This window comes from Herbaspirillum lusitanum P6-12 (assembly GCF_000256565.1).
Classification (GTDB): domain Bacteria; phylum Pseudomonadota; class Gammaproteobacteria; order Burkholderiales; family Burkholderiaceae_D; genus Herbaspirillum; species Herbaspirillum lusitanum.
This window is the reverse complement of record NZ_AJHH01000366.1, coordinates 1-14,412: the sequence shown is the minus strand read 5'-3', so window position 1 is coordinate 14,412 and position 14,412 is coordinate 1. Positions and strand designations below refer to the sequence as shown.

General features: G+C 59.4%; 15 protein-coding genes and 3 pseudogenes. 4 read left to right on the top strand and 14 right to left on the bottom strand.

What is annotated here, in order from left to right; translation table 11 throughout:
- Positions 1-213: alpha/beta fold hydrolase (locus tag HLUSI_RS31555; RefSeq protein ID WP_157137832.1), on the bottom strand; the 213-nt coding region annotated here is incomplete at its 3' end.
- 219 nt (positions 214-432) lie between these two features.
- Here HLUSI_RS31555 and HLUSI_RS0111625 point away from each other — a divergent pair.
- On the top strand, positions 433-1,359 hold the full coding sequence (locus HLUSI_RS0111625; protein ID WP_029363417.1) for a LysR family transcriptional regulator: 927 nt from the start codon (positions 433-435) through the stop codon (positions 1,357-1,359).
- A gap of 54 nt (positions 1,360-1,413) precedes the next feature.
- Here HLUSI_RS0111625 and HLUSI_RS0111620 read toward each other — a convergent pair whose 3' ends face one another.
- Entirely contained in the window at positions 1,414-1,797 is a 384-nt protein-coding gene (locus HLUSI_RS0111620; RefSeq protein ID WP_016834145.1) for a nuclear transport factor 2 family protein, read from the bottom strand.
- A 229-nt stretch (positions 1,798-2,026) separates the two neighbouring features.
- Here HLUSI_RS0111620 and HLUSI_RS0111615 point away from each other — a divergent pair, with 229 nt between their 5' ends.
- The gene (locus tag HLUSI_RS0111615) at positions 2,027-2,545 is read left to right on the top strand and encodes a YgjP-like metallopeptidase domain-containing protein (protein ID WP_016834144.1); all 519 of its coding nucleotides are present in this window, start codon (positions 2,027-2,029) and stop codon (positions 2,543-2,545) included.
- 92 nt (positions 2,546-2,637) lie between these two features.
- Here HLUSI_RS0111615 and HLUSI_RS32615 read toward each other — a convergent pair whose 3' ends face one another.
- Together HLUSI_RS32615 and HLUSI_RS28230 are read right to left on the bottom strand one after the other, a co-directional pair.
- On the bottom strand, positions 2,638-2,787 hold the full coding sequence (locus HLUSI_RS32615) for a hypothetical protein (RefSeq protein WP_016834143.1): 150 nt from the start codon (positions 2,785-2,787) through the stop codon (positions 2,638-2,640).
- An 81-nt stretch (positions 2,788-2,868) separates the two neighbouring features.
- Positions 2,869-4,407 carry an FAD-dependent oxidoreductase gene (locus HLUSI_RS28230; RefSeq protein ID WP_040503406.1) on the bottom strand — a complete coding sequence of 513 codons (1,539 nt, stop codon included), beginning with the start codon at positions 4,405-4,407 and terminating at the stop codon, positions 2,869-2,871.
- Between the two features lie 50 nt (positions 4,408-4,457).
- Between HLUSI_RS28230 and HLUSI_RS0111600 the strand changes: the two genes are divergently transcribed.
- Positions 4,458-4,934 carry a MarR family winged helix-turn-helix transcriptional regulator gene (locus tag HLUSI_RS0111600; RefSeq protein WP_016834141.1) on the top strand — a complete coding sequence of 159 codons (477 nt, stop codon included), beginning with the start codon at positions 4,458-4,460 and terminating at the stop codon, positions 4,932-4,934.
- A 137-nt stretch (positions 4,935-5,071) separates the two neighbouring features.
- Here HLUSI_RS0111600 and HLUSI_RS0111595 read toward each other — a convergent pair whose 3' ends face one another.
- The 7 genes and pseudogenes from HLUSI_RS0111595 to HLUSI_RS28220 form a co-directional block, all read right to left on the bottom strand.
- Positions 5,072-6,076, bottom strand: a complete 1,005-nt coding sequence (locus tag HLUSI_RS0111595) for a transketolase family protein (protein ID WP_016834140.1) — start codon at positions 6,074-6,076, stop codon at positions 5,072-5,074.
- Positions 6,073-6,918 carry a transketolase gene (locus HLUSI_RS0111590; RefSeq protein WP_016834139.1) on the bottom strand — a complete coding sequence of 282 codons (846 nt, stop codon included), beginning with the start codon at positions 6,916-6,918 and terminating at the stop codon, positions 6,073-6,075. The genes HLUSI_RS0111595 and HLUSI_RS0111590 overlap by 4 nt, the downstream gene beginning before the upstream one ends.
- A 32-nt stretch (positions 6,919-6,950) precedes the next feature.
- Positions 6,951-8,807 (bottom strand): TRAP transporter large permease, encoded by a 1,857-nt coding sequence (locus tag HLUSI_RS0111585; protein ID WP_016834138.1) that lies wholly within the window; start codon positions 8,805-8,807, stop codon positions 6,951-6,953.
- Positions 8,804-9,838: a TRAP transporter substrate-binding protein gene (locus tag HLUSI_RS0111580; protein WP_016834137.1), complete on the bottom strand. Its 1,035-nt coding sequence runs from the start codon at positions 9,836-9,838 to the stop codon at positions 8,804-8,806. Before HLUSI_RS0111580 ends, HLUSI_RS0111585 begins: the two co-directional genes overlap by 4 nt.
- Before the next feature lie 44 nt (positions 9,839-9,882).
- Positions 9,883-10,203, bottom strand: a pseudogene (locus HLUSI_RS28225) (SDR family oxidoreductase); the annotation flags it as partial.
- Positions 10,202-10,603, bottom strand: a pseudogene (locus HLUSI_RS31550) (TRAP transporter substrate-binding protein); the annotation flags it as partial. The pseudogenes HLUSI_RS28225 and HLUSI_RS31550, both read right to left, overlap by 2 nt.
- 44 nt (positions 10,604-10,647) lie before the next feature.
- Positions 10,648-11,404: pseudogene (locus tag HLUSI_RS28220) on the bottom strand (SDR family NAD(P)-dependent oxidoreductase).
- A 205-nt stretch (positions 11,405-11,609) separates the two neighbouring features.
- On the opposite strand from HLUSI_RS28220, the gene HLUSI_RS0111555 reads away from it, so the two are divergent.
- A complete protein-coding gene (locus HLUSI_RS0111555) occupies positions 11,610-12,494 on the top strand; it encodes a LysR substrate-binding domain-containing protein (RefSeq protein ID WP_029363416.1) in 885 nt (294 codons plus the stop codon).
- Positions 12,495-12,607: 113 nt separating this feature from the next.
- Here HLUSI_RS0111555 and HLUSI_RS0111550 read toward each other — a convergent pair whose 3' ends face one another.
- The 3 genes from HLUSI_RS0111550 to HLUSI_RS0111540 form a co-directional block, all read right to left on the bottom strand.
- Positions 12,608-13,504, bottom strand: a complete 897-nt coding sequence (locus HLUSI_RS0111550; protein WP_016834131.1) for an NAD(P)-dependent oxidoreductase — start codon at positions 13,502-13,504, stop codon at positions 12,608-12,610.
- The gene (locus HLUSI_RS0111545) at positions 13,501-13,836 is read right to left on the bottom strand and encodes a putative quinol monooxygenase (protein ID WP_238533984.1); all 336 of its coding nucleotides are present in this window, start codon (positions 13,834-13,836) and stop codon (positions 13,501-13,503) included. Before HLUSI_RS0111545 ends, HLUSI_RS0111550 begins: the two co-directional genes overlap by 4 nt.
- 9 nt (positions 13,837-13,845) lie before the next feature.
- A partial coding sequence (locus tag HLUSI_RS0111540) for an SAF domain-containing protein (protein ID WP_016834129.1) occupies positions 13,846-14,412 on the bottom strand: 567 nt, incomplete at its 5' end.

The window sequence follows — 14,412 nt, the reverse complement described above, 5'->3', positions numbered from 1 at the left end:
GGGGGGGGGGGGGGGCCGGGATGAGTCGCCCAGGCCGCGCAAATCCGGCGCAATTACCCGATAGTGTTTTGCCAGGTGCGGGATGACATAGCGCCATTCGTGGGATGTCTGCGGGATGCCGTGCAGCAAGACCACGGGGAATCCGCTGCCGGCAGTAACGTAGTGCAGCGTGACCTCGTCGAGGTCGGCAAATTGGTGGCTGAGGTGCGTCACAGTGTCTCCGTGTCAGGGCAAAGGAAAAAAACAAGGCCAGGTAACAGCGATCCGTTGCGGTCGCCAGGTCGGTTGAATTTTTCTTCTTGCCGCTTTTTCTTAAAAAGTGATAATCATCATAGGTTGCAAATTTGCCGCTTGCTACGGCAGAAAATGGAAGACGGTTATGCAAATATGGATAACCAAGAACCACGGACGAACGACTGGCGGAGATGAAAAGTGAGCAATTTCGATTGGGATGATTTCAGGGTATTTCTTGCGGCGGCGCGTACGCAATCGGGGCTGGAGGCGTCTCATCTGTTGAAGATGAGCCAGTCCACCGTCTCCCGGCGACTCGGCAAACTGGAGAAGGATGTCGGCTCGAAACTGTTTGATCGCAGCGCGCAGGGGTTGCGCCTGACCACCGCAGGCCATCATCTTTTCGAGCACGCAGAAAAGCTGGAAAGCACGCTTTCGGCGATCGAGTCGCAGGTGTCCCAGGGCGATCGCATGGAGCTGAGCGGCGAGATAAGAATCGGCGCCACCGAGGCTTTCGGCACGTTCTTCCTGATGCCGCATCTCTCCCATTTTTGCCAGCGCCATCAAGCCGTGAGCATGGATGTTCTACCGCTGCCGCGGTCGCTGAATATTTCGAAAAGAGAAGTGGATACCTCGGTCGCGCTTGACCGCCCCAGGACCAACAGTTTTGTCACGCGAAAACTGGGCGAATATCGTTTGCTTCCTTACGCGACGCCTGAGTATCTGGAGCGCCATCCGCCGATCAGGCGCGTTGAGGATTTTCAGGATCACCGCTGGATCGATTTCGTGGATGACCTGCTGTTTTCGCCGCAGCAGTTCCACTTGCACAAATGGAGTTCATCGCTGCAACGCTGCCTGCGCAGCACCAGCGTGGTCGCTCAGGCGCAGGCGGTGAAAGCGGGCCTCGGCATTGCCATCATTCCCTGCTTCCTCGGCAGCGTGACGGACAACCTGGTGCCGATACTGCCGGACAAGGTCGACATCACCCGCTCACTGTGGCTGGTCGCTCCGCCGGAGCGACGCGAGCTGGCGCGCATCCGGGCGCTGTGGGATTACGTGCGCGATATTGCGGAACTCAATGCGGATTATCTCGATGGGAAAACGACGGAGATGTCCTGGTTGAAATAGACAGATTGAGGCAGATTGCTTGCCCTTCGTTGAGAGCACTCCGGGCAGCCGGATTCAATCCGGATTCTCGGTAATTGGCGTCCCCTGATGGAATACGATTTTCCATTTTCCGCCCGTCTTTTGCCACAGTGTCGTTCTACGGGTGAGCCTGTCGGGTTGTTGTAAAACATAGTTGAGTTGATAGAGATCTTCCGCCAGCCGGCGCAACTTGAACTCACTACAGACAAGATCGTCCGCTTCCGCGCTCTTGTATCTCTCCAGCAGCGTCTCTATGACGAAATTGCGATCGTAGATATTGCCGCTTGCGCCGATCTCCCAAAAATCGTCCGTAGTCATGCCAAGGAGATCGTCGCGGCTGGTTCCGAATTCGCGGCGATGAAAGATGGGTTCGCGAACACGGAGCTCGGCAAGCACGGCATCAATTTCTGGTATCGACATTCATATTCCTTGCGGCGTCATCAATCAACTCTTTTTAGAATAGCATGCCGACCCTGATCAAAAAACACGGGATAAGGGCAAGCTGCATTCGTTCTTTTCAACCCGGAACGGCAAGCAGCAATGTTCTTATCCGATCGGACCACAGATACAACTTCCTCGATGCATGAACCAATGAGAAAATAGGCGTTGTCCAAAGCCACGTCGCAGCTTTCCCTTCACTCCCCAAGCCATGTCATCACTGAAGTACCTGAGCGCCTATTCCGAACAGACGCGTGCACAAGTTTCGCAACTGATCGCGGAGGATCGCCTGCGCGACGTGCTGCTCAAGCGCTATCCGAAGACGCACGACCTGCGCACCGACAAGGCCTTGTATCAATACGTGCAGGAGTTGAAAACCGAGTTCCTGCGTAACGCGGAGCCGATCAACAAGGTGGAATACGACAGCAAAATTCACGTGATCAACCACGCGCTGGGATTGCACACGTCGATCTCACGGATTCAGGGCGGGAAGCTGAAGGCCAAGCATGAAATTCGCGTCGCCACTCTGTTCAAAGAGGCGCCGATTGAATTCCTGCGCATGATCGCCGTTCACGAGCTTGCGCATATCAAGGAAAAAGAACACGACAAGGCGTTCTACAAGCTGTGTTCGTACATGGAACCCGATTACCATCAATACGAATTCGATTTGCGCCTCTACCTCACGGAAATCGATCATTCCGGACGGCGCATCTGGAGTGCCGAAAAGTAGAGGTCCGTGCACGTTGCCCAGGAAAACGCCGGGACAACGCGCAACACCTTCGTGGAAACAGGTACCGATAAAAAAGCCCGCAAAAATGGGAATCAGGCGCAGGCGCTGATTGTCTTTTCCTCGTTGTGCAGATCTTCTGCGTCAAGAAATTTGAAATGCTTGTCGACCGAAAAACAGGCCCACACGAGGAGCACGTCGAGAATGATGATTCCGATGCTGGTCACGCTGAGGCTGGAGCCCATGATTAAGTCCTTTCGGTCAAATGTTGCGGTGGGAAACGCTGCATTTGAATTAATCATACTTAACCGAATGTCTTGGTCATATCAGTCAAATCCTGATTTCCGAGGGGCAACGAGGTCTACGCCCCGCAGCGATACGCCGACGCGCTGCAAGTAGTCCTTCAACGACTCCAGATGGTCCGCTGCGACAATCGCGCCGATATAGCCATCCGGTCGCACCAACATCCACTCTCCGCGCTGAAGTCCATAGGCATCGTGGAAATGGCCGTCACAATCCACCAGATTTCCTCCAGGTCCAAAGAGATGAACCTGCATACCTTTGGCTTCCAGGGAGTGAAGGAGCGGTACGTGAAATCCGATCAATGTCCAGTGGGTGCCGCGGAACAGGTCGAAGAGACGCAGCGGCGTACCCGGGAGCGTCGCGACAGGAGCATCCGGGGCGCGGTCGCCTGCTCGCGGCCCGTGCTCGCGCACAGAGGTTTCCAATGCCAGCGATGAGCCTGGATAACCGAGGTCGAGTTGCTGCACTTCTCTTCCGCGACGCATTTCTCCCCGCTTGGCTTCCTCCAGCAATCTGGTCGACAAACCCAGCATGGATTCCGCGATCGGACGCCGCTCTTCTTCGTAGGTATCGAGGAGCGTTTCGTCGGCGCCGGCCAGCACGGCGGCCAATTTCCAGGCGAGATTGTAGGCGTCCTGAACGCTGGTATTGAGGCCCTGGCCGCCCGTCGGCGGGTGGACGTGCGCCGCGTCTCCGGCCAGCAAAACGCGACCGACGCGATATCGTTGCGCCAGTCTTGCATGCATCTGGAATGCCGATGCCCAGTGGACGGCGACAACCGGGATATCCGCGCGGCCGGTGCGTTCCAGCACCATGCTTGTCAAACCCTCGGCCGAGAGGTCAGGCTCTTCGTCCTCTGCCAACGCCGCCTGCAATTGAAAAAGATCGGTTCCAGCCAACGGGCACAAGGCGATTTGCCGCTCCTGCGTTCCACCGCTGAAGCGATGCCAGACGTCCCGGCTCGAGCCTTGCAGGGATACATCCGCGACTACCGCCCTCACTCCCAATGTCTTGCCGGGGAAGTCGATCTGCAGCAGATTACGGACAAAGCTGCGCCCGCCATCTGCGGCAACGGCATAGCGTGCCCGCAGCACTTGCTCCCCGCATTTGCCGGTGATCCGTGCGTTGACGCCTTGCTCCTGCGACTCCAGCCCAATCAGTCCGCAGCCGAATTCCACCTGATGCCCGAGTTCGCCAAGCCTGGTCCGCATCGCCGCTTCGGTCAGAAACTGCGGCACCATCCAGGGCGTCAAATAGGGCTCCGAGGGCGTCGGCAGCCTTTGCTCGCTCGTCGGCGAGTCGTGCCAACTGCCGTCATCCTGGTACTCACGCTGCGGCGGATAGGGGGCGCCTGTCGCCATGATGGTCTCAAGGATGCCCAAGTCCTCAAAGATTTCCAGGGTGCGAGGTTGCAAACCCTTTCCTCGCGAGCCGTGAAAAGGGGCTTCCATTTTTTCGATGATGCGGAAAGAGACACCCCGTTGCGCGAGAACAAGCGCCAGCGTGAGACCAGTTGGGCCTGCTCCGCAAATCAATACATCAGTTTCATTGTTCATCAGCATTTTCGGCCTCATAAGTGTAATATGCACATAATCAAGGAGAGTGTATGCCAATGAATAAAAATGTGCAAGATACACATATATCGTCGCAACTCAAGATTCTGCATGGAGCGCTGATCAGTATCGCCAGTGCGATGAATCGGCCTCAGCGCGATGAGGCGATGATCAGGGAAGCCGGAATTCCTCTGGATCGGGCGCTGTTTCCTCTGCTCGTCGGAATAGAAAAACTCGGTCCCATCGGCGTTGTGGAGATCGCGGATCGCGTCGGACGCGACTACACCACCGTCAGCCGTCAGGTCTCGAAACTGGAAGAACTGGGATTGGTACGCAGGGAAAGCAGCGCGGCCGACCGCCGCATCCGCATGGCATCGGTCACCGCCAAGGGCAAGGCGATGACCGAGCTGGTCGACGCCGCACGCGAACGCATGGGCAGAAAAATTTTCGCATCCTGGGAGCAAACCGAGATGGACGATCTGGTGCGCCTCATGCGCAAGTTTGCAGACGCCCTGGACAAGGTTGGTGAATCATGAGGTGGATGTTGCGCGCCCCCAAGGCTGACCGTACAGGCTCAAAAGCTGCAAGGCGCGCGAGCTTCATCGCCGGGGCGTCCGCATGACGAACGCCCCGGGACATGGCCGAACTCCTGCCGCCAACCGGGACTTTAGCGTTATTTCAACCAGTCCCTGATGCGCCTGCTCAGCACTTCGCAGCTGATGCCGTAACGGTCATGCAGCGTCGGCAGCGCACCCGCGTCAAGGAAGGCGTCCGGCAAACCAGCCATCTGGAAACCGGCAGGCTGCACACGGTTACGCATCAGCGTGCTTGCCACGATTTCACCCAGTCCGCCGATGACCGAATGATTCTCGGCGACCACCACGAGACGAGTTTTCTTTTTTACCTGCTCCAGCACGGTCGCTTCGTCGAACGGTTTGATGGTCGGGCAGTGCAATACGCCCACGCTGACGTTGTCGGCTTCAAGCGCCTTCGCCACTTCCAGAGCGCGCATCGTCATGAAGCCGCTGGAAATGATGAGCACGTCGTTGCCGTCCCGCAGCTCCTTGGCTTTGCCCAGTTCGAACTTGTAGTCGTATTCGTCCAGAACCAGCGGCACGTTGCCGCGGGCCAGACGCATGTAGACGGGGCCTTTGTGTTCGGCGATCTGCGGCACAGCCTGCTCCAGGTCCAGGGCGTCGCAGGGATCCACGATCGTCAGGCCGGGGATGGCGCGCATCATGGCCAGGTCTTCGGTGGCCTGGTGGCTGGGGCCATACCCGGTTGTCAGTCCTGGCAAGGCGCAGCAAATCTTGACGTTCAGATTTTCTTCGGCAATGACCTGATGGATGAAATCATAGGCGCGACGGGTGGCGAACACGGCGTAGGTCGTCGCGAACGGCACCAGGCCTTCCTTCGCCATTCCCCCTGCGGCAGCCATGAGCAATTGTTCTGCCATGCCCATCTGGAAGAAGCGCTCGGGATATGCTTTCTGGAATAGCTGCAAGTCGGTGTACTTGGCAAGGTCGGCGGTCATTCCGACAATTTCCGGCCGGTCGGCGGCATACTCCACCAGGGCTTTGCCAAACGGAGCCGCCTGGACGCGTTGCCCTTCGGCGGCAATCGAGGCAATCATTGCCGACGTCGTCAGGCGCGGTTTCTTTTCGGCTACGGTATTCATGCTGGGCTTCCTTCCTTGTATGACTGATCGAGAATGTTCAGCGCCTGCTGCCATTCGGGCGGGTCGACGCGGATGAAATGATTCTTCTCGCGCTGCTCCAGGAACGGCACGCCTTTTCCCATCAACGTATCGAACAGGATCACGCGCGGCTTCGACTCCGGCAACTGGCGAGCCTGGTCGAACGCCGCGATCACTGCGGGCAGATCATTGCCGTCCACGCGCTGAACGTGCCAACCGAACGAAGCCCATTTATCGGCCAGAGGTTCGAAGCCCATGATCTTGCCGGAAGGACCGTCGGCCTGCTGATTGTTGATGTCGACCAGGCAAATCAGATTACCGAGATTGTGATGCGCAGCGCCCATGGCGGCTTCCCAGGTAGCGCCTTCGTCCAACTCGCCGTCCGACATCGAGTTATAAACGAACGACGCACTTCCCTTGTGACGCAACGCGAGCGCCATGCCGACGCCGATAGCCAGTCCTTGACCCAGCGAACCGCCGGAAATTTCCATCCCCGGCGTATAGGCCGCCATGCCGGACATCGGCAAACGGCTGTCGTCGCTGCCATAGGTTTCAAGCTCCTCCTCGGGGAGGATGCCGGCCTCAATCAGCGCTGCGTAGGCCGCGATGGCGTAGTGTCCGTGCGACAGCAGGAAGCGATCGCGACCTTCCCACTCCGGCTCCATCGGGCGGATTTGCATGGCGCGCTTGTACGCGACCGCCAGTACATCGGCCCAGCCGAGCGCCTGACCGATATAACCTTGCCCTTGCACTTCACCCATGCGTACGGCGAAGCGGCGGATTCGATATGCGCTTGCACGCAGACTTTCGAGATTTTCAGACATATGAATTCCTTCGTTGATAGATGCCATGCAGGTCAGAGGAAACCGATGGAGAACCACGGCACGAACGCCACGATAAGCAGTCCGATCACCAATATTCCCAGATAGGGCCAGATGCGCCTGACCGCGACGTCGGGATGAACACGCCCGATGGTGCAGGCTGCGTAGTAGCCCAGACCGAATGGCGGTGCGAACAGGCCGACGCCCATCGACAGGATGATGACCATGGCGTAGTGAACCTCATGCACCCCGATGGCCTTGGCCACAGGGAACAGCAGCGGCGCGAACAACACCATCGCCGGAATGCCTTCCAGCACGCTGCCGAGCACGATGAACGCCGCGATCGAGACCAGCAGGAAACCGTATTTCCCGCCCGGCACACTCGTCATCGCCTCGGCCAGGCTATGCGAAAAGCCTGACTGCGTCAGCGCCCAGGACATGCCCGTGGCGGTACCGATGATGAACAGAATGGCGCCGGAGAGAGCCGCGGTATCCACCAGCATCGGATAGATCCGCTTCCAATCGAATCTGCGGTAAATCAGCAGACCGGCGACGACCGCATAGGCAATGCCGATGGTCGAGACCTCTGTCGCGGTCGCCACGCCTTCGACAACGGCAGTGCGAATCAGAATCGGCAGCAACAGTGCGGGCAACGCAATCGCCAGAGTGCGCAAGACGACCTTGCCAGGCGCGCGCTGGTAGCCGTCCATGATCTCTGCACTGCGAAAGCGCGCCAGGATCGCCAGCAAGACTGCCAGAACGATGCCGGGCATGATGCCGCCGGTGAACAAGGCGGCGATGGAGACACCCGCGACCGATCCGATGGTGATCAGCACCAACGACGGAGGAATCGTTTCGGCCATGGCGCCGGAAGCCGCCAACAATGAAATCAGTTCGCCCTCATGGTTGCCGCGACGTTTCATCTCCGGCAACAGAACCGGCGCCACGGCCGCCATGTCGGCGGTCTTGGCGCCCGAGATTCCCGATACCAGTAGCATCGCGCCCAGCAATACGTAGTTCAGGCCGCCACGTACATGGCCCACCAGCGAAGCGAGAAAATCCACCATTGCCTTCGCCATGCCGGTCATCTCAACCAGATGTCCCAATAGAATGAACAACGGAACAGCCAGCAGAATCAGCGAACTCATGCCTTCATCGAAACGTCCCGCGACGACCGCCAGCGGACTGCTGGTGACGGTCAGCATGAACGCCACGGTCGCCAACCCGAAGCAGAATGCGATCGGGATGCCCAGCAATACCGACATGCCCAACAGCAGGCCAAAAAAGATGACGAGGTTCCAGTTGCCGATTCCTTGCAACCACGCAGACCCAAGGTACATCGCGGCGCCGAGGATTGCGATGGCGACGACGACACCGATAAAATCGGCCAGGCGGTGCCGGGAAATCCGCAGCAGGCAGATGACGATCATGAACGCGGCGCCGACCGCGACTGCGGCCGCACGCACGGTATTGGGCCAACCCAGCGCCGGCGTCTGTATGAACATTTCGTCTTCGGCGTATTCCCACATCGGCCCCATCAGAATGAGCAACATGAGGCAAGGCGCGATGATGGCCAGCGCTTCCGCCCAGGCCTTGCCGCGTTCGCTCAGGAAGCCCACCAGAACCGTAGTGCGCATATGCGTGCCGCGGCGCAGCGCAACCGCCGCGCCCAGATTCGCCAACCAGAGGAACAGGATGGAGGCCAGTTCATCCGCCCACGGAATCGGGTTGTTGAAAATGAAGCGCATCACTACGCCGGCCAACAGTACCGCCACTTCGCCCACGACGAGTGCGGCGGCGGGAATCTCGATGGCGTGCCCCAACCAGTTCTCCAGGCGCACGGACAACGACGTGTCCGCAAGCGCCGGGCGCTCAAGCGACAGCGCGCTCATCCCAGGCTCCCCACGCTGTTCTGCAGCAGTTTCCAGGCATCCTCTCCGAACTTGCTGCGCAGATCCTTGTAGAAGGTGCCTTTGGCCAGCGCATCCTTGAAGGAGTTCTTATCCGGCTCGATGATCTGCACGCCTTTGGCGGCCAGGTCATTGCGGGCGGAAATCGAGAGCGATGCGATGTCGGCACGTTCATCGGTTGCTGCTTTGTCCAGCTCGCGGCGCACGATTTCCTGGATATCCTTCGGCAGGCGCTCGATGGCGCGACGGTTGCCCAGAATCCAGTAGGCATCCCACACGTGGTTCGACATCGCACAGAATTTCTGCACTTCATACAGCCGGGCCGTACTGATGATGGCTAACGGATTCTCCTGTCCCTCCACCAGCTTCGTCTGCAGCGAGGAATACACTTCATTGAAGTTGATCGGAGTCGGACTGGCGCCCAGCGCCGTGAACAGCGAGGTCAGCATCGGCGCCGCCGGCACCCGCAACTTCAGTCCTTTCAGATCTCCTGCGGTCTTGACCGCTTTGGTCGACGTAGTGATCTGGCGGAAGCCGTTATCCCAAGGCCTGGACATGGTGAGCAAGCCGGCCTTTTCGATCTGTGCGCGGGCCCCCAGCGGGCCGTCCATCGCGGCCCAGACTTCCTTGTAGTCGTGGAATGCAAAACCCGTATTGACGATACCGGCCGCCGGCACCAGGGTCGACAACACCACGCTGGCCTGATTGAAGAATTCCACACCGCCATTGCGGATTTGCGACATCAGGTCGGTATCCGAACCCAATTGGTTTGCCGGAAACAGTTTGATCTCCAGACGACCGTTGGTGGCGTTGCGAATGCGCTCAATCGCCTCCTGCGCCCGCTTGTTCACCGGGTGAGTCGGATCCTGTCCGGTCGCGAATTTGTACGTAAATTCAGCCGCGTTAGCCGGGCGCGTCATGATGGAAAATAACGGCAACGCCGTTGCAGCCGCCCCTATCTTCAACACTTGGCGACGGGTGATATTCTTTTTTGCGTCCTCGATCTTGCTCATGTCTTGTCTCCTTTTATGATGTCGTTGAATCCGTGGCAACCGGCTTAGTGAATCAGCATGCCGCCATTCACGTCGAGCGTGATGCCGGTGCAATACAGCGAAAGGTCGCTGGCCAGGAAGACGCAAGCGCCGCCGATATCGTCTGCGCGGCCAAGGCGCGCCAGGGGAATCGTTTCGGCAATGTCCGCTTTCTTTTCCTCGGTCAGTTTTCCCTTGATGATGTCGGTGCCGATCAGGCCCGGTGCAATGCTGTTGACGCGAATGCCATCCGGTCCGAATTCGCGCGCCATTGCACGCGCCAGGCCGAGTACGCCGGCCTTGGCAGCCGAGTAATGAGGTCCTCCCAGGATGCCGCCGCCGCGCCGCGGCCCAGACTTCCTTGTAGTCGTGGAATGCAAAACCCGTATTGACGATACCGGCCGCCGGCACCAGGGTCGACAACACCACGCTGGCCTGATTGAAGAATTCCACACCGCCATTGCGGATTTGCGACATCAGGTCGGTATCCGAACCCAATTGGTTTGCCGGAAACAGTTTGATCTCCAGACGACCGTTGGTGGCGTTGCGAATGCGCTCAATCGCCTCCTGCGCCCGCTTGTTCACCGGGTGAGTCGGATCCTGTCCGGTCGCGAATTTGTACGTAAATTCAGCCGCGTTAGCCGGGCGCGTCATGATGGAAAATAACGGCAACGCCGTTGCAGCCGCCCCTATCTTCAACACTTGGCGACGGGTGATATTCTTTTTTGCGTCCTCGATCTTGCTCATGTCTTGTCTCCTTTTATGATGTCGTTGAATCCGTGGCAACCGGCTTAGTGAATCAGCATGCCGCCATTCACGTCGAGCGTGATGCCGGTGCAATACAGCGAAAGGTCGCTGGCCAGGAAGACGCAAGCGCCGCCGATATCGTCTGCGCGGCCAAGGCGCGCCAGGGGAATCGTTTCGGCAATGTCCGCTTTCTTTTCCTCGGTCAGTTTTCCCTTGATGATGTCGGTGCCGATCAGGCCCGGTGCAATGCTGTTGACGCGAATGCCATCCGGTCCGAATTCGCGCGCCATTGCACGCGCCAGGCCGAGTACGCCGGCCTTGGCAGCCGAGTAATGAGGTCCTCCCAGGATGCCGCCGCCCGCCGCCGCGCTGGGCGGATACCGACGAAATGCAAATGATCGATCCGCTCCGCTGTTGCTGCATCGTCGGCAGGACCGCCTGCGACATGTACATCGTGCCGCGCAGACTGACATCCAGGATACGATCGTAATCAGCACCGGATATCTCAAGCGTCTTCGCGGCCTGGGTAATGCCGGCATTGTTGACTAGGATGTCGATCCGTCCGAATTGCTGGATGGCTGCGGCCGCGGCTGCGTCGCAGGATGCCTTGTCCGTGACATTGGCGACCAGTCCGAGATGACCGTCGCCGATGCGTGCGGCGGCTGCGGCAGGCTCCGCTTGCGCAAGGTCCAGGATGACTACGCGAGCGCCGTGCGACGCCATCAGACGTGCCGCGGCAAAACCCAGACCGTTGACGCCGGCTGCGCCGGTGATGACGGCGACTTTATCTTTGAGCAACATGAAATACTTCTCCGGTTAATGATCATTCTTGAGAGAACGCCGGAGACAGGCATGTGGAATGCCGCCGCGTGCGGAGCTTGCCTCTGCGCGCGACCCGTCTCCTTTCTTGTTCTTTTGACGCATGTTCGGCCTTTGCCGACCTGACGACAAGCGAAGTATCATCATGCTAAAGTGACGAATCGTCATCTTAGATCCGGAGCTGTCCATGGCTGCATTGCCGCCCATTCCCAATCTCCAGGCATTCGAGGCTGTTGCCCGGCGCAGGAGCTTTGCGCTGGCTGCAGGAGAACTCCATCTCACTGCGTCGGCTGTGAGCCACCAGGTGGCGCGACTTGAATCCTATCTTGGCGTTCGCCTGTTTGAACGCAGTGCACATGGCGTGCACATCAGCGCCGCCGGCGAAAGCTATCTGGCGCGGATTCAAGGCGCGATCTCCGCCATCACGGCAGCATCCATGGATGTCAAACATGGCGTCAGCAACAGCCTGTACATCCATTCCGCCCCGAGTATCGCCAGCTTGTGGCTGATGGAACGATTGAATGGTTTCGCCCGCGCCTATCCCGACATTTCATTCAACCTGTCTGCAGCGCACACGCCCAGCAATTTCGAACTCGGCGAAGTCGACATCGACATCCGCTACGGCATACCGAACTGGCCCGGCCTGCAGGTCGAACCGCTGTTCGAGGAACGCATTGTCCCGCTCGCCAGCCCCGAGTTCATCCGTCAGAATAAATTGAAAAAACCCGAGGACCTGCTGAGGGTCCGGCTCATCCGCAGCAACGTCAGCGTCGTTCAGTGGCCGGACTGGTTCGCGATCTATTCTCCCCTGCGTACTCCCAACCAATTTGCGGTGCGCTTCGATCGCGCGCAAATGTCGTTGGACGCGGCGACTCAGGGCTTGGGCGTGGCGCTGGAGAGCACCACGGTTGCAGGACGGCATATCAGAGAACGACAGCTAAAACCCGTGTTCGGGTTGGAACAATGCATCAAGGTGAAAGCACATTTTGCCGTCTATCCTGCGCGCCACATCAAGCGGCCTGCGGTTGAGGCATTTCTGGGATGGTTGCGAGAACAGGCGGCGCTGGAATAGTGAGCCCTTTGTTTGCATTTGGAAGTTATTTACCCAGCCTGTCCAGTCAAGGCAATTCCCGGGCGCTGTCGGCGCCGCGCGAATGGCGACTTCGCAGGCGGTCGCGGGCGACCTCAAACAGGAAGCCGATTGCGCCGGCGTAGTTCCCGGATCACACCGCTGTGATCGAGATCGCCGTCGCCGTGGTCCAGCATGTCGGAAAACAGCCGGTCGGCCTTGTTGAGCATCGGCAAATCCAGTCCGACGCTGGCGGCGAAACGGATCGCCGTGCCGGTGTCCTTGACCTGGTAACGCGCCGGACCGCCCGGCGCGAAATCGCCGCTGATCATGCGCAGCGCATGCTGGCGCAATATCGTCGAGTCGGCAAACCCGCCCAGCAGCGCCTCGCGCACTTTTGCCGGATCTGCACCGCCACGCTCGGCCAGCAACAACGCTTCCGCCACGCTGGCGATGTTGTTGGCGACCATCATCTGATTGACCAGCTTGGCCAGTTCGCCGGATCCCGCCGGACCGACGTGCGTCGGGCGCCCCATTTTTTCCAGTAGCGGCAACGCCTGTTCGTAGGCTTGCACCGTGCCGCCGGCCATGATCGCCAGGCTTGCTTCGATCGCACCTTTTTCACCGCCCGACACGGGAGCATCGACGTAGGCCACGCCGCGCGCGGCAGCTTGCTGCGCCTGATGGCGAGCGGTCTCGACCGGGATCGAACTCATGACCACCAGCAATGACCCCGCACGCATGCCGGCGATCAGGCCCTGCTCACCCAGCAGCAACGCATCGCAATCGGGACCGGAACTCAGCATGCAGACCAAGGCGTCCGCGTCACGAATGACATCACCGGCCTCGGCAATCACCTCGGCGCCGAACGCGGAAAGCCGCCGCGCTTTGTCCGGCGTGCGATTCCATGCCTGCACGCGATAACCCGCTTGCGCCAGATGACGCGCCATCGGGAAACCCATGATGCCGGTGCCGATGAACCCGATGGTCTTGATTTTTGCGGCAGCCGTCATGTCGCTTCTCCGGTACCGTTGCTACCGAAGCGCACCGGCAATTCGCGCTCGATGCAGGCCGGGAAGCCCGCCCTGAAACGCGCCAGGTGCGGCGTCTCCAGATGCAGATCGAATGCCTCGCGGTCGTCATACACCTCGTAGAAAAGCACCCGCGACGAACCCGGAAAACGCACCACGTCGAACTGGCGGCAACCCGCTTCGTCGGCCACCGAATGCCGTGCATCGTCATGCGCCAGCGCGAGGAAATCCGCCATGCCGGCGGACTTGACCTCGAACTCTGCAATCACGACAAATGCTGTTTGCGTTTCTATTTTCATTCCTGCATTTGCCATACGCCGCTCCTAAGGCAGCAAGATGCTGCCGCCCGGATTGGCGCGAGCGTGCCGTTCCATTTCCTGACGCAGCTTCACGACGTCCAGATCGTTCGACAATTCGACGTCCTCAAAGCGGACCACCGTGTCCTTCCTGACGGGACGCTTGAGCTTGACGTTATGCGCCAGGCCGATCGGCAATGCGCCCAGCGCCAGGCTCTTCGATGCGGGAATCGCGTTGGCCCACACCGCATAGCCGCCTTCGCCGTCCAGCATCTCGCCGGCCTGCAGGTCGCGCTTGGCGGTGGCGACCGCATCGCCGCGGAACTCCTTCGAACAGCCGGTGGACTCGCCGCGCAGCACTGCCGACAACACGCTGATGCTGGTCTCGAGTCCGATCATGTGGAACGGCCGCCACATCGAGCCGTACCAGCCCGACTTGTCGACCAGCAGGCCATATTGCTTGAAGCAGGCGCGGGCATATTCCGTCGGCGCCTTGAAGGTGACGAAGACGCCGTAGCGGATGTTGTTGAAGACTTCGCGACCGTCCGGCTCCTGGCTGGCGGCGATGTCGACCAGACCGCTGCGCGCCAGCCG